At 60.5% G+C, this 21,224-nt stretch carries 18 protein-coding genes; 9 read left to right on the forward strand and 9 right to left on the reverse strand.

All coding sequences use genetic code 11. The features are described from left to right. Nucleotides 1–11 precede the first annotated feature (11 nt). Nucleotides 12–1,124 (reverse strand): serpin family protein, encoded by a 1,113-nt coding sequence (locus ISX84_RS10700; RefSeq protein WP_195820366.1) that lies wholly within the window; start codon nucleotides 1,122–1,124, stop codon nucleotides 12–14. Nucleotides 1,125–1,202: 78 nt separating this feature from the next. Next, nucleotides 1,203–1,931: a DUF4384 domain-containing protein gene (locus ISX84_RS10705; protein WP_195820367.1), complete on the reverse strand. Its 729-nt coding sequence runs from the start codon at nucleotides 1,929–1,931 to the stop codon at nucleotides 1,203–1,205. An 810-nt stretch (nucleotides 1,932–2,741) separates the two neighbouring features. Here ISX84_RS10705 and ISX84_RS10710 point away from each other — a divergent pair. Then, on the forward strand, nucleotides 2,742–3,131 hold the full coding sequence (locus ISX84_RS10710; protein ID WP_195820368.1) for a c-type cytochrome: 390 nt from the start codon (nucleotides 2,742–2,744) through the stop codon (nucleotides 3,129–3,131). 7 nt (nucleotides 3,132–3,138) lie between these two features. Here ISX84_RS10710 and choV read toward each other — a convergent pair whose 3' ends face one another. From choV to ISX84_RS23470, 4 genes are all read right to left on the reverse strand, one after another. After that, nucleotides 3,139–4,170 (reverse strand): choline ABC transporter ATP-binding protein, encoded by a 1,032-nt coding sequence (gene choV, locus ISX84_RS10715; protein WP_195820369.1) that lies wholly within the window; start codon nucleotides 4,168–4,170, stop codon nucleotides 3,139–3,141. Continuing rightward, on the reverse strand, nucleotides 4,167–5,000 hold the full coding sequence (gene choW, locus ISX84_RS10720) for a choline ABC transporter permease subunit (RefSeq protein WP_195820794.1): 834 nt from the start codon (nucleotides 4,998–5,000) through the stop codon (nucleotides 4,167–4,169). Before choW ends, choV begins: the two co-directional genes overlap by 4 nt. Before the next feature lie 65 nt (nucleotides 5,001–5,065). Beyond that, nucleotides 5,066–5,992 carry a choline ABC transporter substrate-binding protein gene (locus ISX84_RS10725; protein WP_195820370.1) on the reverse strand — a complete coding sequence of 309 codons (927 nt, stop codon included), beginning with the start codon at nucleotides 5,990–5,992 and terminating at the stop codon, nucleotides 5,066–5,068. Nucleotides 5,993–6,106: 114 nt separating this feature from the next. Further along, nucleotides 6,107–9,349, reverse strand: a complete 3,243-nt coding sequence (locus ISX84_RS23470; RefSeq protein WP_195820371.1) for a chemotaxis protein CheB — start codon at nucleotides 9,347–9,349, stop codon at nucleotides 6,107–6,109. A 247-nt stretch (nucleotides 9,350–9,596) separates the two neighbouring features. Here ISX84_RS23470 and ISX84_RS10735 point away from each other — a divergent pair, with 247 nt between their 5' ends. Together ISX84_RS10735 and ISX84_RS10740 are read left to right on the forward strand one after the other, a co-directional pair. Next, nucleotides 9,597–10,274 (forward strand): hypothetical protein, encoded by a 678-nt coding sequence (locus tag ISX84_RS10735; RefSeq protein WP_195820372.1) that lies wholly within the window; start codon nucleotides 9,597–9,599, stop codon nucleotides 10,272–10,274. Between the two features lie 362 nt (nucleotides 10,275–10,636). Continuing rightward, complete coding sequence (locus ISX84_RS10740) at nucleotides 10,637–10,963, forward strand: TfoX/Sxy family protein (protein ID WP_195820373.1); 327 nt, start codon at nucleotides 10,637–10,639, stop codon at nucleotides 10,961–10,963. 59 nt (nucleotides 10,964–11,022) lie between these two features. On the opposite strand, the gene ndk is transcribed toward ISX84_RS10740, so the two are convergent. Next, nucleotides 11,023–11,445 (reverse strand): nucleoside-diphosphate kinase, encoded by a 423-nt coding sequence (gene ndk / locus ISX84_RS10745; protein WP_195820374.1) that lies wholly within the window; start codon nucleotides 11,443–11,445, stop codon nucleotides 11,023–11,025. Between the two features lie 132 nt (nucleotides 11,446–11,577). Between ndk and ISX84_RS10750 the strand changes: the two genes are divergently transcribed. The 3 genes from ISX84_RS10750 (at nucleotide 11,578) to ISX84_RS10760 (ending at nucleotide 14,761) form a co-directional block, all read left to right on the forward strand. Further along, nucleotides 11,578–13,440, forward strand: a complete 1,863-nt coding sequence (locus ISX84_RS10750) for an ABC-F family ATP-binding cassette domain-containing protein (RefSeq protein WP_195820375.1) — start codon at nucleotides 11,578–11,580, stop codon at nucleotides 13,438–13,440. 64 nt (nucleotides 13,441–13,504) lie between these two features. Next, nucleotides 13,505–14,128, forward strand: a complete 624-nt coding sequence (locus ISX84_RS10755) for a MarC family protein (protein ID WP_195820376.1) — start codon at nucleotides 13,505–13,507, stop codon at nucleotides 14,126–14,128. A 51-nt stretch (nucleotides 14,129–14,179) separates the two neighbouring features. Continuing rightward, the gene (locus ISX84_RS10760; protein WP_195820377.1) at nucleotides 14,180–14,761 is read left to right on the forward strand and encodes a retropepsin-like aspartic protease family protein; all 582 of its coding nucleotides are present in this window, start codon (nucleotides 14,180–14,182) and stop codon (nucleotides 14,759–14,761) included. 37 nt (nucleotides 14,762–14,798) lie between these two features. Here ISX84_RS10760 and ISX84_RS10765 read toward each other — a convergent pair whose 3' ends face one another. Then, nucleotides 14,799–15,257: a DNA polymerase III subunit chi gene (locus ISX84_RS10765; protein ID WP_195820378.1), complete on the reverse strand. Its 459-nt coding sequence runs from the start codon at nucleotides 15,255–15,257 to the stop codon at nucleotides 14,799–14,801. Between the two features lie 4 nt (nucleotides 15,258–15,261). After that, the gene (locus tag ISX84_RS10770) at nucleotides 15,262–16,734 is read right to left on the reverse strand and encodes a leucyl aminopeptidase (protein ID WP_195820379.1); all 1,473 of its coding nucleotides are present in this window, start codon (nucleotides 16,732–16,734) and stop codon (nucleotides 15,262–15,264) included. 135 nt (nucleotides 16,735–16,869) lie between these two features. Here ISX84_RS10770 and lptF point away from each other — a divergent pair, with 135 nt between their 5' ends. Genes lptF through ISX84_RS10785 form a run of 3 tightly spaced genes read left to right on the forward strand, consistent with a single transcriptional unit; the run spans nucleotide 16,870 to nucleotide 21,221 of the window. Continuing rightward, on the forward strand, nucleotides 16,870–18,006 hold the full coding sequence (gene lptF / locus ISX84_RS10775) for an LPS export ABC transporter permease LptF (RefSeq protein ID WP_195820380.1): 1,137 nt from the start codon (nucleotides 16,870–16,872) through the stop codon (nucleotides 18,004–18,006). Continuing rightward, the gene (gene lptG / locus ISX84_RS10780; RefSeq protein WP_195820381.1) at nucleotides 18,003–19,100 is read left to right on the forward strand and encodes an LPS export ABC transporter permease LptG; all 1,098 of its coding nucleotides are present in this window, start codon (nucleotides 18,003–18,005) and stop codon (nucleotides 19,098–19,100) included. The genes lptF and lptG overlap by 4 nt, the downstream gene beginning before the upstream one ends. Before the next feature lie 3 nt (nucleotides 19,101–19,103). Continuing rightward, complete coding sequence (locus tag ISX84_RS10785; protein WP_326838730.1) at nucleotides 19,104–21,221, forward strand: LPS-assembly protein LptD; 2,118 nt, start codon at nucleotides 19,104–19,106, stop codon at nucleotides 21,219–21,221. Nucleotides 21,222–21,224: the final 3 nt, after the last annotated feature.

Here is a 21,224-nt window from a genome sequence, read left to right on the forward strand (position 1 = left end):
TGCAAACTGGGTCATGAGGGGTCGCGGATGACGCCAGCGATCAACGCCGTGTCGATGCCCGGCATCATCAGGAAAAACTCAAAGGGGCGATCAAACTGCACCAGAGGCGCTTCGTTGACCTCCACCGAGCGGACACCAATTGCGGCCGTGGCAGCAGCGGCTTCCACCCCTGCTTCGTCCGCCTTGAACACCACAGATTGGACAAGTGGCCCTGGAACTGCGCCCCCATCAACGATGGTTTGCATGCCCTCTGCCAACGCCCGCTCCATGCCAAGCTCTTCCATCACCGCATTCAGATCGCGGCTGCTTTCCAGATCCAGAAGCGGCATCGCGACGCGCACGAAGCTTGCGGCCTCCGGGGCCAGCAGAACGGGTGTCGGCGCCTGGTCCGTTTCGCCCTCTGTCGATTCATCCTGCGGCGATATCTCTGCGGGGGTTTCTGTGGCTTCCTCATCGCGCGCAGGTAGCCTCATCAGCACATACCCACCGTCCTGAAAGCCCATGGCGACCACCAGACCGTCATCCGTTTTCCAGGATGGGAATGTCTTGCTACTGGTCATGAAGCGCACATCGACGGTGCTGCGATCCGGACGCGCAAATGGTTTTTCAGCGGTTTGAGCCGGTGGAAACGGCATCGACCAGTTGTCTTTGAAGTGAAGGGCGCTGGTGACCACCACAGTGGCACTGTCCAGCGGATCACTCAGCAGTTTCGGAATAAGTCCCTTGGTCGCTTCTTCCGCCCAGGCATTGATACGGTCGATGCCATCCTTGGCAAGGCTGAGCGTCTCCTGATCTGCCTGCCAGACATCTGTCAGGTTCGATGCCGCGGCCTCCGATGGGCGTGTCGCCGTATCATACCAGACCGCATAGCTGAGATTGACGGTCGGCGGCATATCGGCCGGCGGCTGTCCCGGTTCCAGACCCGCGCGCGCAAGACCCATGGTCAACAACACGCTCAGCGGTGAAACCAAGGGATTGCCAACACCATCGTCAACGGCAGCGAGAATATCCATGGTTTCCGCATCAGGCAGGCCAAGCGCCATTACCGGTTCGTTGGCGAAGGTCGGGACAGCAACGCTCATGCAAGCGCCGAGGCATATGGCACGGGTGAGGCAGGTTTTCATGCTTCTTTCCTTTTTGTGTACGACCGAGGTCGGCACGTGAGCCGCCCTTCGTCGGTTCGCGACGCATCGGTCGCGACATCAGTCAAGTTCAGGTATCCGCGCGGCCAGTCTGATCTCTCTGCGTGAGATGTCCGGTGACAGATACGATTCCTCAGCGGCAACGGTGCTGAGCAACACGGTAAACTCTCCCCAAAGGCCCACATCGGAGACGTCCCCGCCCGCGCCATCGGACCCATCGCCGGGCTCTGCGCCTTCGCCGACAGCTTCCGGGCTCTCGTCACTCCCGGACGCAGGCCCCGTATTCACCACGCCCAAGGCGCGGGACAGGCGACTTCCGCTGCCCGGAGGCGCAACCTTGAAGGGACCGACAGGGGCCGAGACAGAAACGTCATCAATGGTCAGCGGACGTTCGGTTGCGATAATCTTGATCAGCTCAGTGCCCGCAGGGCCTGCCGCCACAATCCGTGCACCAGGTCCCGGCAGCAAAAGCTCGGTGTCGGCGGGGACGTAGTTGTCCTCGTTGAACTTGTTGGGAAAGAGCTGGGCGACGCGACCCGCTTCATCGACATTTACCACCAGAAGATAGGCCGCCTTATTGAGGCGTACACTCAGGTCGATCTGTTCGCCAATGCTGTAGACGCCATCGGCATTGCTCAGCGTGGCGGTGATTGTATAGGCTTGGCTGGGGGGTTTGGTGCTGGCAACGGTCGCCTGCTCTACACTGAGGATCCGACTGCTTTGCGCGTCAACCGCCCCGGTAACACTCGCATAGCTCAAGACGGCCCACAGCATGATATCCTTTATCATCTCAAATCCTTTGGTCGGGAGCCCGAGTGGCCCTTGAAATCTACAGTCGGTATGGAAATCGCCCACAATCAGGTTGTGTGATCCATTTTTTTTCTAATCAGCAATAAATTTTATTAAAAATTGCGCGGAAAGCCTCGTTGATGCAAGTAAGAATCCGGTTTCCAGCACTCTGTACAAAGGGCGGAGTGCTATTTGCCTTAAGAGAGCGGCACTTGTCCCCGACACGCGCCCAAAGGTTCCCGTAAAGCGGGAATTTTCCTCCTCTTTTCCGATGCATACCCCATTTGCAGGATCGCGCCATGCAGGTTGATTAATGTCACTTCCGCACCGGCAGTATGTGCCTGCGCGCGGCCAGGTTTGATCTTTTCCAAAGCGGGATGAGCGCCCGCGTTAGCCGGGACGCACCACGTCGAAAAACCACATCACAGACGGACGCGCGGGGATTAAATCCGTTGGATCGACGGCAATGATCATTCCAAATGGCCTCTCTGTTTGGACTGACTGCGGATTTATGCGAAACCGCCCACGCCCAAAGGACGGGCAGATTGGATCAGGCAGGACTATTCCCGGTTGGGCAGGCCCGAATGGAGACGTGTCAAGAGAAAGGACACCGCGTCAGACACCCTGCTTATGCCGAAGCCGGGTCATAAAAATCACCAGTGCCGGATGGCCGCGCCGCCATGACGTGAACACGACCCGCCCGGTTGCGGGTGCCAGACAGGTCATTTTGTCGATCCGGATTGACCCATGTCAACGCATCCGCAGCGGGCGCTTTCTATGGTGCAGTACACATCAACAAGGGAGCCCCTCATGCGGTTTTTGATTGTCGCAGCACTTTGCCTCGGCCAACAAGTCCACGCACAGGACGCACAGGAAGGTCAGTCACTGTTCCGTCTGCATTGCGCAGCCTGTCACGGCATCGAAGGGCGGGGAAATGGTCCGATGTCGCCGGTCCTGCTGGTGCAGCCTGCCGACCTGACCACGCTGTCGAAAAAGGAGGATGGGACCTTCCCGACCTACCGTGTGGTGAAACGGATCGACGGGCGGGACCCGCTGGTCAGCCATGGCAGCGACATGCCGGTCTACGGGTGGTTCTTTGAGGGCAACGACGTGGCGATTTCCGCCCAGAGCGGGCAGCCGATCATGACCAGCCAACCGGTTGCCGATCTGGTAGCGTGGTTGCGCACCATTCAGGAGTAGCGATGGATCAGGGTGTTTCGCGCGGGTCCAGAATGCGCGCGATCACCCCCCGCTTGGTCACCTGCCCCACCAGATCGCCGTCGTCCTCCACACCCAGCGGGCCATCGTTTTCCAGCAGCATGCGCATGACGGTTTCGACCTCCATGTCCGCTGGCACGGCCTGCTCGGGTGCGGCTTTTGCGGGCTCCATCACGTCGCTGGCACGCAGCACGCCAAGCGGGTTCATATGGGCCACGAAATCGGCGACGTAGTCATTCACCGGTTGCGAGAAAATCTCCTGTGGCGTGCCGCATTGCACGATGCGCCCGCCCTCCATGATCGCAATCCGGTCGCCCAGCTTGAAGGCCTCGTCGAGGTCGTGGCTGACAAAGATGATCGTGCGCTGCAGATCGCGCTGCAGGTCCAGCAGTTCATCCTGCAGCCGGGTGCGGATCAGCGGATCGAGCGCGGAAAACGGCTCGTCCATCAGCAAAATCGGCGCGTCCGTCACAAAGGCGCGCGCAAGCCCCACGCGCTGCTGCATGCCACCGGAGAGCTCGCCGACCTTGCGGTCTGCCCAATCGGACAGTCCCACCAGCTCCAGCTGCTTGTCGGCACGGGCCAGACGGTCCTTCTTGGACACATCCGCCAGCTCCAGCCCGAGACCCACGTTTTCACGCACCGTGCGCCAGGGCAGCAGCCCGAACTGCTGAAAGACCATGGAGACACATTCGCGCCGCACCCGCCGCAAATCCGGCGCGGAGCTATGGGTGACATCGCAGGACCAGTCGCCGTCGTGCACGCGGACCGCACCGCGCACCACCGGGTTCAGCCCGTTCACCGCCCGCAAAAGGGTGGATTTGCCCGACCCCGAAAGCCCCATGAGGACAAGGATTTCCCCGGCCGGCACGCTGAGCGAACAATTGTGCACGCCGAGCACCTGATTGGTCGCCTGCTGGATCTCGGCCCGCGATTTGCCTGCGTCCATGTCCGGCAGGGCCTTTTCCGGCGCGTCGCCAAAAACGATGGAGACGTTGTCGAATTCAACAGCCGTTGTCATTTGCGATCCACCCGCAGCATCCGGTCCAGCATGATGGCCACAACCACGATGATAAATCCGCTTTCAAATCCAAGCGCCGTATTCACCTGGTTCAGCGCCCGCACAACCGGCACCCCAAGACCGTCGGCCCCCACAAGGGCGGCGATCACCACCATCGACAGCGACAGCATGATGGTCTGGTTCAGCCCGGCCATGATCTGCGGCAGGGCATAGGGCAGCTCCACTTTCCACAGTTTCTGCATCGGGGTGGCGCCGAAAGCATCCGCCGCTTCCAGCAGCGGCTTGGGCGTCGTGCTGATGCCCAGATGGGTCAGACGAATGGGCGCGGGCACCACAAAGATCACCGTGGCGATCAGACCCGGCACCATACCAATGCCGAAAAACACAATGGCTGGAATGAGATAGACGAAGGTCGGCAGCGTCTGCATCAGGTCCAGCACAGGCCGCATCGCCTGAAACAGGCGTGGCCGGTGGGCCGCCGCAATGCCGATGGGCACGCCAATGGCCATGCAGACCACGCAGGCCGACAGAACCAGCGTGATGCTCTCCGTCATCTCTTCCCAGTAATCCTGGTTGAGAATGAACAGGAAACCCAGCGCCACGAAGAGGCAGACTTTCCAGCTGCGCTGCAAGGCCCAGGTCAGGGCCACAAAGGCCAGGATGATGATGAAAGGATGGGGCGTCTGCAGCACCCAGAGGATCGCGTCGATCATCCCCTCCATCGCAACGGCGAGCCCGTCAAAGAACCACTCGCCGTTGGTCTGTAACCAGTCAAAGAACGCCGCTGCACCCTTGCCAACAGGTATTTTCGTCTCGGTCAGCCAGTCCAGCAAAACACGCACCCTTCCCCGGAAAAGTCATCGCCCCGCACGATTTGGCGTGCGGGGCGTTTTGATCACAGGCCGAGGGCCGATTTCACTGCGGCGACGCTGTCGCCGCCATCCACTGTCGTCACGCCGTCCAGCCAGGCGACAAAGGCATCCGGGTTGGCCGTCAGCCAGGCACTGGCGGCGTCGGAAGGTTCTTCGCCGTCGTTCAGGATCGCGCCCATGATCTCGTTTTCCATGGCCAGCGTGAATTCAAGGTTGTTGAGCAGCGCGCCTACATTGGGGCACTCGCCTACATAGCCCGCGCGGGTGTTGGTATAGACAGAGGCGCCGCCCAGATTGGGGCCAAAGAAATCATCGCCACCGGTCAGGTAGCCCATGTCGAAGTTCGCGTTCATGGGATGCGGTTCCCAGCCGAGGAACACAATCGGCTCATCCTTCTTGGACAGACGCTCGACCTGCGCCAGCATGCCCTGTTCGGAACTTTCCTTGACCTCGAAACCGCTCAGACCAAAGGCGTCCGCGTCGATCATGGATTGGATCAGGCGGTTGCCGTCATTGCCGGGCTCGATCCCATAAATTTGGCCATCCAGCGCATCGGCATGTTTGGCGATATCGGCGAAATCCTTGATCCCGAGGTCGGTTGCCGCCTTGTTGACGGCCAGCGTGTATTTGGCGCCTGCAAGGTTCTCACGGACGGTGTCGACAGTACCTGCCTCGCGGTAGGGCGCGATATCCCCTTCCATCGTGGGCATCCAGTTGCCGAGAAAGACGTCGACATCTCCCTGCGCCATGGAGGTATATGTGACCGGAACGGAGAGAACCTTGATGTCTGTCTCATAGCCAAGCGCGTCGAGGATGACGGTTGTGGCGGCCGTCGTGGCGGTGATATCGGTCCAGCCGACGTCGGAAAAGGTCACTTGCGTGCAGTCGGCGGCGGCCACGCCGGTCATGGCGAAAAGGGCCAGCGCACTTGCGGTTGTCTTGAGCGTCATATCGGATCTCCCATCTGATTTTTCTTTATACATGCGCAGGTTGGATCAGGGGGTCAAGGCGAAACCCCTGAACCCTGCTGCGGCTCTTGGTTGTGTGGAAGGTCGGTGTGGTTCTCAGCTGTCCGGAGGCAGGTCGCGGAACACGCCAATGATCTTGGTGATCTCGCCAGAGGCATCGGCGCGGGCAAGCCCGAAGGATTCCACGTGCACGGTGTCGCCGTCCTTGTTGATCAGCCTGTGCCTGAAGTGGAAATCCCCGCCCTTCTTGGCCACGCGATCCACCTCCTTTATCACCGACTTGCGATCATCAGGGTGATAGTACTCTAGCGCTTCTTCCAGAGTGGGCGACGTTTTTGACGGGTCCATTCCATGGATGCGATAGACTTCCGATGACCAGTGCAGTTGCTTGGTATCGACGTCCAGCGCCCAGAACCCGACCTTGGCAAGATCCTGCAGCAGTTGCAGATGCGCCAGTGCTTCCTCTGCCTTGTCCCGGGCGTCCACCACATCCGTGATATCCGTCCCGACCGAATAGATCGAAGAGCTTGGCAGCGACGGATCCGCGAAGATGAAGTTCTCGGTGCTCATCCAGTATTTTTCACCGTCGTCCTTGGAGATGACCTCGCTCACATGGCGTTCGCTTCCCGACGCGCTGTTCATCAGCGCGTTGTCACGCTCCTTGACGGCATCGGCGGTTTTCTTGGTCGCCAGCTTGAAGAAATTCTGGCCTTCCGCCTCCTGCCGCGTGGTGCCCAGAATCCCCGCCGACTTCTGGCTGATCCGCAGGATCGTCCCGTCGGTTGCCCGGTTCAACATGAAAATTTCCGCGTGATCAAGGATCAGGTCGAGTTCCTGCGCCAATCCGGGGAACTCCGAGACCACCATGGTGGAGCCCTTCATCTGTCCGCGCATGTCGAAGAATGGCGAGCAGGTGAGTTTGAAACGGGATCCCCTGGAGGTGAATTCGCGCGAAATCGGCTCCCCCAGCTTGAGGGTCTCATTGCAGATCGGCGCCAGTGACGGGCAGTTTTCCGGCAGCACACATTGGCTGACGTGCGGGTTGGAGACCGGGCGCGACAGGCCGAACATCTCGGCGGCCGCATTGGTCGCCTGCGAGATTTGCAGGGCCGTATCCAGCACCATGATCGCCAGCGGCGCGGTTTCGAGCACGGACATCAACTCGCCCGTCCGACCGCTGAGTTCCGCGGCGGTGACCTGCAATTCCTCGTTGACGGTGATCAGTTCCTCGTTGGTCGATTGCAGTTCTTCGTTCGAGGTTTCAAGCTCCTCGTTGGTGGCCTGCAATTCCTCGTTGGTCGATTGCAACTCCTCGTTCAGCGATTGCAGTTCCTCGTTCGAGGTTTCCAGTTCCTCGATGGTTTGCTGCAGTGCTTCCCGGGTGGTGGCCACTTCGTCTTCGAGCAACCGGATACGATCGCTTTCAAAGGCGGCACCGCCCGTTTTGACCTCGGTATCCAACCCTTTGGAGCGATCCACCTGGATTTCGCTAAAGACAACCAGTGCCGCACGTTCATTGATGTCCCGCGCAATGATCGGATAGACATCCAGCCGGATTTCAGCGTCATCGTCATCGGCCAGCAGGTGCCGGACACCGGAGCGGTGTTCGCCGTTCTTCAGCGCCAGGGTGACAAGGCTCCGGGCCTCTTCGCGGAAGGGCCGCCGCAGCAGGTCGATGTGCATTTTCAGATTGCTGGTTTCGTTCATTTCAATGAACGAACTGACATTCCCGTAGATGCGCACAATGGAGTATTCATCCGTGACCAGCACGGAATTCTTACCCAGTGCCAAAGCCAGCGCTTCGAACATCTGCCGTTCGGTAGAGTGACCAGGGGTTGGTGTCGTCGCGGCGGTTGGTGCAATTTTGCGCGCGCGCGGCACGTTGCGGGTGTTGGAAAAGGGCGCGTGTTCGGACCGCCGGATCGATCGGCGGCGATATATATGCGCGGATTGGCTGTCCTGGATAAAGAGCTCATCGGAGCCCGCCACCGTCTCGGCGGTGCCGAGGAACATCAAAGAGGCGTCGGTAAGCGCATAGTGGAACCGCGACATCACCTTGTGCTGCAGGGCATTTCCAAAGTAAATCAGAAGGTTACGGCAGCAGAGCAGGTCGACTTTCTGAAATGGCGGATCCTGGCACACATTGTGATCGGAAAACAGGATCGCCGAGCGCAACGAGTCGATGACCCGGATACCGTCGTTCTGCTGGATGAAATACTGATCCGACAGCTCCTTGGGAATGTCGTTCAGAGCCGCCATGCCGTAGATGCCCTTGCGCGCGACTTCGAGGGCGTCCTTGTCGATATCTGTAGCGAAAATCTGGACGTGGTCCTTGAGCTGGACCTTTGCGCCCCCCAGGGCTTCACAGAGCAGAATGGCGATGGAATAGGCTTCTTCGCCCGTCGCACAGCCCGCAATCCAGACCCGGAATGGCGTATTGGTTTTCTTCTTCAGCAGCGCTGGCAACAGCTCTTTCAGCGCCTCGAACTCGCTTTTGTCCCGGAAAAACCGGGTGACCGAAATCAGCAGATCCTTGAAAAGCGCGTCCACCGCATTGGGGTTCACCCGGCAGAACTGGGTATATTCCTCGTGGCTCTCGATCCCCAGCGCGATCATGCGCCGCTCGATGCGGCGGTTGATCGTGGTTTGCTTGTATTCCCGGAAATCCACCCGCGTGCGCGCCAGCAGGATCTGCAACAGATCCGAGGAGGGGCTCTTTTCCGACGCCTCCTGCCGGAACGCATCGAAATCGCGCGGCGAGGTCAGGATTTTCTGCAGATGGGTGCCAATTTCAAAGGGCCGCAGCACCAGATCAACGCAACCGGTCTGCATTGCGGCCATGGGCATGCCGTCGTATTTCGCACTTTCAGTGTCCTGCGCGATGGTGATGCCACCGGCTTCGCGGATCGCCTGCACACCGTAGGCACCATCGGTACCCGTGCCGGAGAGGATGATCGCCATGGATTTCTCGCCATGCTCATCGGCAAGGCTCAGCAGGAAGCGATCCACCGACGGTTTGGGCGAGGCCACCTCGTGGCTGGGATCCACCAGATTGAGTTTGCCATTCTCGTAGACCACGTCCGTCTTAGGCGGCGTGACATAGATGACGTTCGGCTCGGGCAGCGATCCGTGGACCACATCGCGCACCACAAGGCTCGTCTGCCGCGCGACCAGTTCGGTCATCAGGCTTTTGTGGTGCGGCGACATGTGCTGCACAACCACATAGGCCACCTGCAGATCGGTCGGCAAAGTGGCGACAAGCTCGCGGATTGCCTCCAAGCCCCCTGCCGATGAGCCGATACCGATAATTGTTAACTCTTCAGTGTCTGCCCCGTCCACGTGCTCTACTCCCCACCGAGGAAACCATCACAGGTTGTACACGCAGAGTTCGCCCCCGCGCAGCCTGAGTTTGGCAACTCATAGTTGCAATCCTAGTGACTCTGCTATTATAGATTCAACCCTAAGATAGGGCGTTGCGTAATATTTCTCTACCCGTTGCGCAACAGGTACCGTACGGTGCATTTACTCTTGCCTACGTATTTTGGGGCACCTTGGACCAATTGATTGCAGTTTATGGATAGAAATAATGACAGATCCCAATAGAGTTGTGCCGTTGCCCTCGGATTTGTCCGACCGTGTGATGACATTGAACCTGACCGTGAAAGAGGACAAGAGCATCAGTGTTCGGTCCTGTGAAGTCCTGGGGCGCGGGTTTCGCAATCGGGTTTCCTTTCAAGAAACAAGTGAACTGGAGCGGGTTCTCGTGGCAAAACTGGCGCATTCGGTGCGCAAGTGTATTTCAACGATCCCGGATGGGGCACATGTGCTGTCCCTGCCCGACTTTCTTGTCGAGGTGCCGGGGCTTGTTCTGTCCGGCGCGCATATTCTGGTCATGGAAATCAAGGACGGGATGCGCAACGCCATCGTCCGGTTCAAGGAATTCATGGGCGCGCTCAACAACGCTTTCCATCCTGACATTGGCTTTCAGGAGCCCTACTCCAACCACGCGGAACGGCTGGCCACCAATGTGCTGGCCGACATCTGCCTGCCGCTGCTGAACATGTGCCGGGACATGGAGTACGCCCAGGTGGACGCGCATGAGCGCCTGCCCCAGGGATTTGCCGAACGGGCGCGGGAATTCGAATTCCAGACCGAATTGCTCAAGCGTTTCATTTTCAACGCTGGCATAGGCCATGCGCAACCGACGCAGGTGTATCTGGAGCCGGAGTACCGGGCGAAACCGCTCCCGCTGCCTCGGTCCTGACCAGGCAAAAAAGGGCGCGTTGATCACCGCGCACCCGCTCAATTCCGCTGGTTGAACCGCGTGGCTTTGTTGCCAAAAGCTGAACATTTTCTCGAAAATCCCGTTTTAAATGCCACGATCTAGACATGTCGCTGCCCTGTGACCGGCAGAAAAGCCCGGTACTCCCTTTGGCCGAGGCGGCCCTCCGCTTCATGCGAAAGGACCGAACCGATGACCAAAGAAACGCAAAAACCTGCCCCTGCACCGACCTCCGACGGTGCCAAGAAACCACCACCTCCACCGCCGCCCATCACGGATTACGCGAGCCTTTAAGGGCATTTTGGCAAGTGACAAACACCTCGGTGGCGGCATAATCTCCTGCCATGTCCACCCCTGTGTCATCCATCCGCAATCTCGGCCCGGCCTATGAGGCCTCCTGCAAGGCTGCGGGCATTCATTCCGCCGAAGACCTGCGCGATCTCGGCGCCGACGAAGCCTACGGGCGCATGCTTAAAACCGGCCTGAGACCGCATTTCATCGGATATTATGTGCTGGTGATGGCCTTGCAAAACCGTCCGTGGAACGACTGCAAGGGCGAAGAGAAAAAAGCACTGCGCAAGCGGTTCGATGCGATCAAGGCATCGTCCTTCGATGCGGGCCTCGATGCCTTCGAACAAATGATGGATCAGATCGGCGTGCGTCCGGGCTGAGGCGCAAAAAAAGGGCCTCCCAGCGGAAGGCCCTCTCAAAAATCATCCTGCGGTGACGATTAGCCGACCAGTTCCAGACCGGAGAAGAAATACGCGATTTCAACGGCGGCGGTCTCAGGCGCATCCGACCCGTGTACCGAGTTTTCGCCAACGCTTTCGGCAAACTCTGCGCGGATCGTGCCGGGCGCTGCGTCCGCGGGGTTGGTCGCCCCCATCACTTCGCGGTTCTTCGCAATGGCGCCTTCGCCTTCCAGCACCTGCACGACAACCGGCGCCGAAGCCATGAATTCACACAACTCGTCATAGAACGGGCGCTCCGCGTGCACCGCATAGAAAACACCCGCCTGTGCCTTGGTCATGTGGATACGCTTTTGCGCAACGATCCGCAGGCCGGCGTCTTCGAACTTGGCGTTGATCTTGCCGGTCAGGTTGCGGCGAGTGGCATCGGGTTTGATGATCGAGAATGTGCGCTCAAGGGCCATGAGTAGTCTCCGTGATGTTTCGCGCAAGGCCCATGCCCTGACGCGCTTGAATTTCGCGGCCCACCTAACACGGGCAATCAGCCATGAAAAGCGGCGATTGACGCGGACCAGAGGATGCGGCACACCGCGCCCATGTTACGCATTTCCGACATCACCTATGCCGTCGAAGGCCGCCCGCTTTTCGAAGGCGCGAGCGCCGTTATCCCGGAGGGCCACAAGGTCGGCCTGGTAGGACGCAACGGCGCGGGCAAGACCACCCTCTTCAAGATCATTCGTGGAGAACTTGGGCTGGATGGCGGCGATATCTCTCTGCCAAGCCGGGCCCGGATCGGTGGGGTGGCGCAGGAGGTTCCGTCCTCGTCGACCTCGCTCATCGACACGGTACTGGCGGCGGACACCGAACGCGCCGCCCTGCTGGGCGAAGCCGAGACCGCAACAGATCCGGGCCGCATCGCCGACATCCAGACACGGCTTGCCGATATCGACGCCTGGTCCGCCGAGGCGCGCGCCGCCAGCATCCTCAAGGGCCTTGGCTTTGACGCCGCGGACCAACAGATGCCCTGTTCGGATTTTTCCGGTGGTTGGCGCATGCGCGTGGCCCTTGCCGCCGTGCTCTTTGCCCAACCGGACCTGCTGCTGCTGGATGAACCGACCAACTATCTCGACCTCGAAGGCGCGCTCTGGCTCGAAGCCTATCTCGCGAAATACCCGCATACGGTCATCATCATCAGCCACGACCGGGGCCTGCTGAACCGGGCCGTGGGCGCCATCCTGCACCTCGAGGACCGCAAGCTCACCTTCTATCAGGGCCCCTATGATCAATTCGCCCGCCAACGGGCCGAACAGCGCGCGCTCCAGGCCGCTATGGCCAAGAAACAGCAGGCCCGGCGCGACCACATGCAGGCCTTCGTCGATCGGTTCAAGGCAAAGGCCTCCAAGGCGAAGCAGGCCCAGTCCCGCCTGAAAATGATCGAAAAGATGGATATGATCGCCAGCCCCGAACAGGTGGCCAAGCGTGTCTTCACCTTCCCGGAACCCGAAGAGCTGTCGCCCCCCATCATCTCCATCGAAGGCGGCTCGGTCGGCTATACCGACACGCCCGTGCTCAGCCGCCTGAACCTGCGCATCGATCAGGACGACCGCATCGCGCTGCTGGGCAAGAATGGCCAGGGTAAATCCACGCTCTCCAAACTTCTGTCAAACCGTCTGACCCTGATGTCCGGCAAATCAGTGCAATCCAACAAGCTGCGCATCGGATTTTTTGCGCAACATCAGGTGGATGAGCTGCACATAAACGAAACGCCGTTGCAGCACATGATTTCCGCCCGCCCCGGCGTGTTGCATTCCAAACTGCGCGCACAGATGGCCGGGTTCGGGCTGGGCCCGGATCAGGCCGAAACCGAGGTCGGCAGGCTGTCCGGCGGCCAAAAAGCACGGCTCTCCCTGCTGCTGGCCACGCTGGACGCCCCGCATCTTCTGATCCTCGACGAGCCCACCAACCACCTCGACATTGAATCGCGCGAGGCGCTGGTGGAGGCGCTGACCGCCTATTCCGGCGCGGTGATCCTTGTCAGCCACGACATGCACCTGCTGTCGATGGTGGCCGACCGGCTCTGGCTGGTCTCGGACGGTACGGTGAAGCCTTACGAGGATGATCTGGAAGCCTACCGCAAGATGCTGCTGACCCCGGTCAAGCCCACCAGCAAATCGGCGAAAAAACCACTCGAAGCACCCAAGGCAAAACGCGCCAGCCGCGACGAAATCCTCGCCCTGAAATCGGAGACCCGCAAATCCGAAGCCCGCGTCGAAAAACTCAACGAGATGCGCGACAAGCTGGCCAAGAAACTGGCCGACCCCGCGCTCTATGAAGATGCCAAGGCGGGCGAACTCGAAGTCTGGAACCGCAAATATGCAGAAGTGATGGAGGCGCTGGAGCGCGCCGAAACCCTCTGGATGACAGCGCTTGAAAAGCTCGAAAGGGCCCAGGCCGCATGACCACCACTTCTTCTGGCCTGAAGTATCCTGGGGTTTGGGGCAAAGCCCCAATTCATTTGTAGTGATGGATACCGCTTTCTTCATCACCGCTTTCGTGACCATGTTCGTCGTCATCGACCCGATTGGTCTGGCCCCATTGTTCGTGGCGCTGACCCAAGGCATGACCAACGCCGCCCGACGGCGCATCGCGCTGCGCGCAACCCTGATCGGCATCCTGATCCTGCTGGCCTTCGCGGCTTTCGGCGAGGCGTTGCTCTCCTTCATCGGCATCTCCATGCCCGCCTTTCGCGTGGCAGGGGGCATCCTGCTCTTTCTGACCGCCCTCGACATGCTCTTTGAACGTCGTACCAAGCGGCGGGAGGACAAACAGGGAGAGGATCGCGATGACCCCTCGGTCTTCCCGCTGGCCATCCCGCTGATCGCCGGACCGGGCGCCATCGCCTCGGTGATCCTGCTGATGGGTCAGCGCCCCGGTGTCGAAGGCGCGGCCCTGGTGCTCGGCGCAACCGGGATCGTCATGCTCATTGTTATGGGCTTTTTTCTGGCCAGCGGCATGATCGAACGCGCGCTTGGCAAAACCGGCGTGACCGTGGTGACCCGTCTCCTGGGCATGTTGCTCGCTGCGCTCTCCGTGCAATTCGTCCTCGACGGGCTCAGCGCTTTTGGCTTCGGCCCGACGGCAGGCTGATTTCCCGATCTGAACGCCTATATTGAGGACAACAGGCGACAGGAGCACCTCATGGACAGCTTTGACACCGGCAGATTGATCTATCTCGCCCTTCTCGGGCTGATGGTCTGCGCATGGTTTTTTGCGCAAAACCGGCTGTCGACGAACAAGCTCCTGCAGCAGGCGGCGGTCTGGGGGCTGATCTTCCTCGGCGCCATCGCCGCCTTTGGCCTCTGGGAAGACATCCGCCAAACCGTGCGCCCGCAACAGACCGTCTTTGCCGATCAGGGCAAGATTGTCGTCCCCCGCAGCCCCGATGGCCACTACTACATCGCGGCAGAGGTTAACGGTGCCCCCGTCGAGTTTGTGCTCGACACCGGTGCCACCACGCTTGTGCTGACCCGCGAGGATGCCGCCGCAGCGGGCCTCGCCCCCGACAGCCTGAATTTCACCAGCCGGGCGATGACCGCCAATGGCGAGGTGCGCACAGCACCCGTGCGTCTGGACAGCGTCACCATCGGCCCCGCCACGGACAAGGACATCACCGCTGTGGTCAACGGCGGCGAGATGTCGCAAAGCCTGTTGGGCATGACCTACCTGCAGCGCTGGGGCAAGATCGAGATCACCGGCGGTGAGTTGACGCTGACCCGCTGACGCCGGCAGGTAAGGTGGGCTTTCAGGCCACCGCTGCTCAGGTCTCGGCCTTCTTCTCCCAGCGCCCGCTTTCTTCTGACCAATATTGCGCAGCGGCACCGGCGTCCTTGAGAGATTTCCACTGACCGCGCGCATGCTCCAGTGCTGCGGGATCGTTTCCGTCAAAAAGGACGCAGACCCGCTCCATCGCCGCCACCTCTTCCGCCTCCACGGGCGCGCCATCAATGCTCATCAGACAGCGCGCGCCATTTACGGCCTCCTGGGCCGTGGTCAACAGCACCGGCTGATCCGCATCATGCGCCCCACCGGCCAGCCCATGCGGCAAGAATCCGTCGTCCGCCCCAAGCCAGAGCTTTTCATCCAGCCACCCCAGACGCCCCAGGTCGGTGCCCCGCACCACCACGCGCATCTCCGCCGCCACGGCCTTGCCAAGCAGCATAGCCAGGGTCTCCTCCATCGGGCGGCGGGTCAGGTGGTAGAAGAGTGCGGTGCCCAAGCGCTCAGCCTTTCTCGAACATATCCGCAACCAGACGATCCAGCGCGCGTACGCCCCAGCCCGTGGCGCCTTTGGGCGCAAGCTTTGTCGCCGTTTTCAACGAGGCGACACCGGCGATGTCCAGATGAATCCAGGGCGTGCCCTCTTTGACAAACCGCTGCAGATACTGCGCCGCCGTGATCGATCCCGCCGGACGCCCGCCAATATTTTTCATATCCGCAATGGGCGATTTCAACATATCGTCATAGGCCTGCCCCAAGGGCATGCGCCACGCCCCTTCCGCTTCGGCTCCGGCGGCTTTCAGGAAAGCGTTGCACAGCGTGTCATCGTTGGAAAACACGCCTGCATTCTCATGGCCCAAACCGATGATGATCGCCCCCGTCAGCGTGGCCAGATCAATCATGCCGGCAGGCTCGAACCGCTCCTGCGCGTACCACATGACATCACAGAGCACCAAGCGCCCCTCGGCATCGGTGTTGAGGATCTCAACCGTATCCCCCTTCATCGATTTCACCACATCGCCGGGACGGATCGCGGTACCGGAGGGCATGTTCTCCACGAGCCCCACCAGCCCCACGACATTGGCCGGGGCCTTGCGCAGCGCCAGCGCCCGCATCACGCCCGCAACCGTGCCAGCCCCGCCCATGTCCATGGTCATGTCTTCCATGCCCGCCGCCGGTTTCAGGCTGATGCCGCCGGTGTCAAAGACAACGCCCTTACCGATCAGCGCGAGAGGTGCGTCATCTTCGTCTCCGCCATTCCACTGCATGACAACCACCTTGGAGGGGCTGGCAGAGCCCTGACCGACCGCAAGCAGGGTGCGCATGCCCAACTCCTCCAGCTTGTCTTCCTCCAGCACTTCGACCTTGAGACCCAGCGCCGTCATCTCTGCCAGCCGATTGGCAAACTCCGTCGTGGTCAGCACATTGGCAGGCTCATTGACCAGATCGCGGGTCATGAAGGTGCCTTCCACGGTCGCCAGCAACGGCGCTGCCGCCGCCTCGACCGCTTCGGGATCGTTACACATCACCTCGATGGTCCCTTCTGCCGCATCGTCCGAGGTTTTGTGATCGCGGAACTGGTAGTCCCGCAACACGGCCCCCTGCACCACATGCGCCGCCCGGCGCGCCGACCCAACGGCCAGCAGCACATCCGCCTTCCCGCGCTTCTGCCCGAAAAGCGCGCCCGCATCGCGCGCTGCCGTCTCGGAGGCGCCGCGCGGCAGGCAGATCACGTCCACCGCCTCCGCCGCCATCCCCGCCGGGTAGGCCAGCGTCAGGCTGTCGCCTTCCTTGAGACCCTTTTCCACACGTGCCTCAAGCGCGCGTTTCAGCGCCCCCTTGCTCAGCCGGTTCACCCGCCGTCCGGCCACGTCCAGACGCCCCGTGGCATCGACGATCAATCCAATCCGACCGGCATGATCTGACAGGCGGTCGATGTCGGTTTTGCTGAAGCTGACGGCGGTGGGCGTGGTCATGATGGAGCCTTTCCTGAATGAGGTGCCCCCACGACCTAGCGCGCCCGTCCGCCAAAGACCAGATTGCAGTTTTACACGCCCGCCGATTGGTCTATCGTCGCGCAAGAAACGTCAGTTGGTACGAAGGGGAGAGCGGTGAGCAAGATCGACAGATATGTGCTGTCGCAACTGCTGCTGTTGTTTGGCTTTTTCTCTCTGGTGCTGGTGGCCGTCTTCTGGATCAACCAGGCGGTGATCCTGTTTGACCGGCTTATCAGTGATGGCCAGTCGGCGCTGGTCTTTCTGGAATTCACTGCCCTTGGCCTGCCCAAACTGATCACCACGGTGCTGCCGATCTCTGCTTTCGCCGCATCGGTCTATGTGACCAACCGGATGAACAATGAAAGCGAGCTGACGGTCATGCAGGCGACGGGCACCGGCCCCTTTCGCCTGGCGCGACCGGTGTTCGTCTTTGGCGTGATCGTGTTTTTCATGGCCTCGGTGCTGAATCACTTTCTGCTGCCGCTGGCCCTGCAGCAACTCAGCGAACGGGAAGCCGAGATTTCGCAGAATGCGACCTCGCGCCTGCTGACGGAGGGCGCTTTCCTGCATCCGTCGCCCGCCGTGACCTTCTACGCCCGTGAAATCACCGAAGACGGCGTGCTGCGCGATGTGTTTCTGTCGGATCGGCGCACGCCGGAAGAGGGTGTGATCTATACCGCCGCAGAGTCCTATCTGATCCGCAATCAGGATATCACCACCCTGATCATGGTCGACGGGTTGGCGCAACGGCTGAGTACGAGAACCAACCGTCTCGCCACCGCCAACTTCCATGATTTCTCCTTCGACATCAGCGCCTTGACGCGCAATGTCAGCGCCCAGAATCTCCAGGCCCGAAACATGCTGACACCACAGCTTTTTACGGCGTGGGACGTGCTGGCCGCGCAAACCAACCAACGACCGGGTGACTTTGCGGAAGAATTCCACGCCCGGTTTGCAGAGCCGCTTTTCTGCATCGTCGCCGCCATGATCGGCTTTACGACCCTGCTGGTGGGCGGCTATTCGCGCTTCGGGGTCTGGCGGGAAGTCGCGATTGCCTTTGGCCTGCTTTTGCTGATCGACGGGGCCAGGTCCACGTTGCAGAAACCGGTACGCGATGACGCAAGCCTGTGGCCGACCCTTTACCTGCCGGTCCTTGTGGGCGCCCTTCTGAGCATCGCCATGATGTGGTATGTCGCCCGACCAAAACGCCCGCGCCGCAAACGACAGCCCGCACAGGAACAACCGGCATGATCCTGCATTTCTATTTCGCGCGTCGCTTCGCCATGAGCTTTCTTCTTCTCGCTCTTGTGCTCTTTTCGCTTGTGGCCCTTGTCGATCTTGTCGATCAGACCCGTAGTTTTAGCGACCGTGGCGTCAGTTTCGGGCGCATTATCGGGCTCACGCTGCTGAAGACGCCCGAAACCGTGAACGAGATCCTGCCCCTGATCATCATTCTGGCAACCATTGCGCTTTTTGTTAGCCTCGCGCGGTCTTCCGAACTGGTGGCGACACGGGCCGCGGGCCGGTCTGCGTTGCGGGCGCTGGTCGCGCCCTCCGTCGTGGCGCTGATCATCGGGGGGCTGGCCGTCAGCACCCTGAATCCCATCGTCGCGGCCACCAGCAAACGCTACAGCGAGCTATCCGAGAGCTACCGCACCGGTGGCGCGTCGTCCCTGTCGATCTCGGATGAAGGCCTGTGGCTGCGTCAGGGCGGCGCGCAGGGACAGACCGTCATCAGCGCGTGGCGCTCAAACGCGGATGCCTCCATCCTCTATGATGTGACATTCCTGTCCTACGCGCCCGACGACGGACCGATCAGACGGGTGGCAGCGGAAAGTGCGGCCCTGGCGGAAGGCGGATGGGTCTTGCGCAATGTGAAGCTCTGGCCTTTGCAAGTTGGTGTAAACTCCGAGGCCAATGCTGAAGCCCATGACGAATTCTTTATTCCCTCGACCCTGACGCTGGAGCGTATTCGGGAAAGCTTTGGCCGCCCAAGTTCGATCTCGATCTGGGAATTGCCTGAATTCATTGCGCAGCTGGATCAGGCCGGGTTCTCCTCGCGGCAGCACCGCGTATGGTTTCAATCGGAACTTGCCCGCCCGCTGTTCTTGATGTCGATGGTTCTTGTTGCGAGCGCTTTCACCATGCGGCATACCCGATTTGGGGGAACCGGCATTTCGGTGCTGGCGGCAGTGCTTTTGGGGTTTGGTTTGTATTTTATTCGCAGCTTCGCGCAAATTCTGGGCGAGAACGGGCAGATTCCGATTTATCTCGCGGCCTGGACACCACCTGTTGCCGCCGTTCTGCTTGCCCTTGGACTTTTGTTGCACGCGGAGGATGGCTGAGCCGTGACGCGTGCCTTTCTCACTCTGCTGATGCTGGTCTGGCCCTTGCTGAGCTGGGCGCAGGAGACGCCCAACCCTCCGGCCGTGCTGATCGCCGACGAGCTCTTTATCGAAAATGACAGCGCGTTGGTTGCGCGCGGCAATGTCGAGGCTTTTCAGGGCACAACCCGCATCACCGCATCCGAAATCCGCTATGACCGGGCGACCGGCGCGCTAACGATCTCCGGCCCGATCACCATGCAGGAGGGCGACGACATCCGGGTCCTGGCCTCCGCAGCGGAGTTGGATGCCAACCTTCAGACGGGGCTGCTGAGCGGTGCGCGCATGGTGCTGGATCAGCAGCTGCAATTGGCTGCGGTGCAGATCCAACGGGTCAACGGGCGCTACAGTCAACTTTACAAAACCGCTGTAACATCTTGTAAAGTCTGTGAAGATGGCACGCCGCCCCTATGGCAGATCCGGGCAAAGCGCGTCATCCACGACAAGCAGGCGCGGCAGCTTTATTTCGACGGCGCGCAGTTCCTGATCCGCAACACGCCGGTCCTCTATATCCCGCGCCTGCGCTTGCCCGACCCGACACTGGAGCGCGCCACGGGGTTTCTGACCCCTTCGCTGCGCACCACGTCGCAACTCGGCACAGGGATCAAAATCCCCTATTTCATCAATATCGCCGAAGACCGGGACATCACCCTGACCCCCTATATCTCTTCGGGGACGCGCACGCTGGAACTGCGGTACCGGCAAGCCTTTGTGAACGGGCGGATCGAGTTCAACGGAGCAGTCAGCCGCGATGATGAGCGCCCTGGCGAGACGCGCGCTTATGTCTTCGGTCAGGGGAGTTTCAGTCTCCGAAACGATTTCACCCTGGCGTTTGACATCGAGCTCACAAGTGACGATTCCTATCTCAAGGACTATGGCTATTCGGACAAGGACCGCCTGGACAGTGCGATCTCGATCAGTCGCGCACGGCGGGACGAGTTCATCTTTGGCAGCCTGACGGCGTTCAAATCGCTGCGGGACGCGGATATCAACGCAAATCTTCCAACGGTCGTGGGGGACGCGATTTACGAGGCACGGTACTTCCCGGCGGCCATTGGCGGGGAATTGCGGCTCGGGGCCTCGGCGCAAAGCCGCTATCGCTATTCGGATGTTGATATCGTCGGGCGGGACGCCTCGCGGTTCAGCACCGAGGTGGACTGGCTGCGGGGCTGGACGTTGGCGAGCGGTCTTCGCACCGAAGTCACTCTGGGCGCCGTGGCGGATCTCTTCAACATCACGCAAGACAGCACCACGCCGCAGACACAAACGCAACTGACCCCGCGCGGCGCCATTGCGTTTCGCTATCCGATGGCCCGTGGTGGCGAAAACGGCGTCACGCAGTTTCTGGAACCGATTGTCCAGCTGGGCTGGGTCGGCGGTGATCGGCCCAATATTCCCAACGAAGAAAGCACACGGGTGGAATTCGATGGCGGCAACCTGCTGTCTCTGTCCCGCTTTCCCGAAGCCGACCGCCGCGAACGCGGACGCACGGCAGCCCTTGGCGTGAACTGGGCGCGGTTCGATCCCAACGGGCTGGACACATCCCTGACCCTCGGACAGGTCCTGCGCGACGATGCGGAGCCGGATTTCACAGAATCCTCCGGGCTCAGAGGCATTTCCTCGAATTATCTGGTCGCCGGGCAGCTAAAGTCGGTAGACGGGTGGGCCCTGACCGCGCGCTCGCTCTTTGACGCCGATTTCGATTTCACCAAGGCCGAGGTGCGCGGGTACTTTGCCAACAACCGGTCCAGCCTTGGCGGCAGCTACATCTGGCTGATCAGCGATCTGGCCGAAGATCGCCCGGAAAGCATCGCGGAGATAGCACTTGATGGATCCTACCGGGTCGACAAATACTGGACCGCGAGCGCCGACTGGCGTTACGACATCTCGATCAATCGTGCCTCGAATGCCGGAGTTGGAGTGACCTATGAGAACGAATGCGTATCGGTGGCATTTTCCGTCCAACGCAGTTACTCAACATCGACAAGCCTTGAACCCTCGACAACTTTGGGCCTAAGCATCGGACTACGGGGATTTTCGGCGAAAAAAGGCACGGAAACCTACACCAGAACATGCGGGTAACAA

Origin of the sequence: Roseobacter sp. MH60115, assembly GCF_015644665.1 — a bacterium.
Lineage (GTDB): Bacteria > Pseudomonadota > Alphaproteobacteria > Rhodobacterales > Rhodobacteraceae > Roseobacter.

Bases quoted from the DNA above. Each gene is read 5' to 3' on its own strand.
- ISX84_RS10705 (WP_195820367.1), bottom strand. From the start codon at position 1,931: ATGATAAAGGATATCATGCTGTGGGCCGTCTTGAGCTATGCGAGTGTT.
- ISX84_RS10750 (WP_195820375.1), top strand. From the start codon at position 11,578: ATGTTACGCATTTCCGACATCACCTATGCCGTCGAAGGCCGCCCGCTT.
- ISX84_RS10725 (WP_195820370.1), bottom strand. From the start codon at position 5,992: ATGACGCTCAAGACAACCGCAAGTGCGCTGGCCCTTTTCGCCATGACC.
- choV (WP_195820369.1), bottom strand. From the start codon at position 4,170: ATGACAACGGCTGTTGAATTCGACAACGTCTCCATCGTTTTTGGCGAC.
- ISX84_RS10770 (WP_195820379.1), bottom strand. From the start codon at position 16,734: ATGACCACGCCCACCGCCGTCAGCTTCAGCAAAACCGACATCGACCGC.
- ISX84_RS10735 (WP_195820372.1), top strand. From the start codon at position 9,597: ATGACAGATCCCAATAGAGTTGTGCCGTTGCCCTCGGATTTGTCCGAC.
- ISX84_RS10760 (WP_195820377.1), top strand. From the start codon at position 14,180: ATGGACAGCTTTGACACCGGCAGATTGATCTATCTCGCCCTTCTCGGG.
- lptG (WP_195820381.1), top strand. From the start codon at position 18,003: ATGATCCTGCATTTCTATTTCGCGCGTCGCTTCGCCATGAGCTTTCTT.
- ndk (WP_195820374.1), bottom strand. From the start codon at position 11,445: ATGGCCCTTGAGCGCACATTCTCGATCATCAAACCCGATGCCACTCGC.
- ISX84_RS10740 (WP_195820373.1), top strand. From the start codon at position 10,637: ATGTCCACCCCTGTGTCATCCATCCGCAATCTCGGCCCGGCCTATGAG.
- ISX84_RS10710 (WP_195820368.1), top strand. From the start codon at position 2,742: ATGCGGTTTTTGATTGTCGCAGCACTTTGCCTCGGCCAACAAGTCCAC.
- ISX84_RS10700 (WP_195820366.1), bottom strand. From the start codon at position 1,124: ATGAAAACCTGCCTCACCCGTGCCATATGCCTCGGCGCTTGCATGAGC.
- ISX84_RS10755 (WP_195820376.1), top strand. From the start codon at position 13,505: ATGGATACCGCTTTCTTCATCACCGCTTTCGTGACCATGTTCGTCGTC.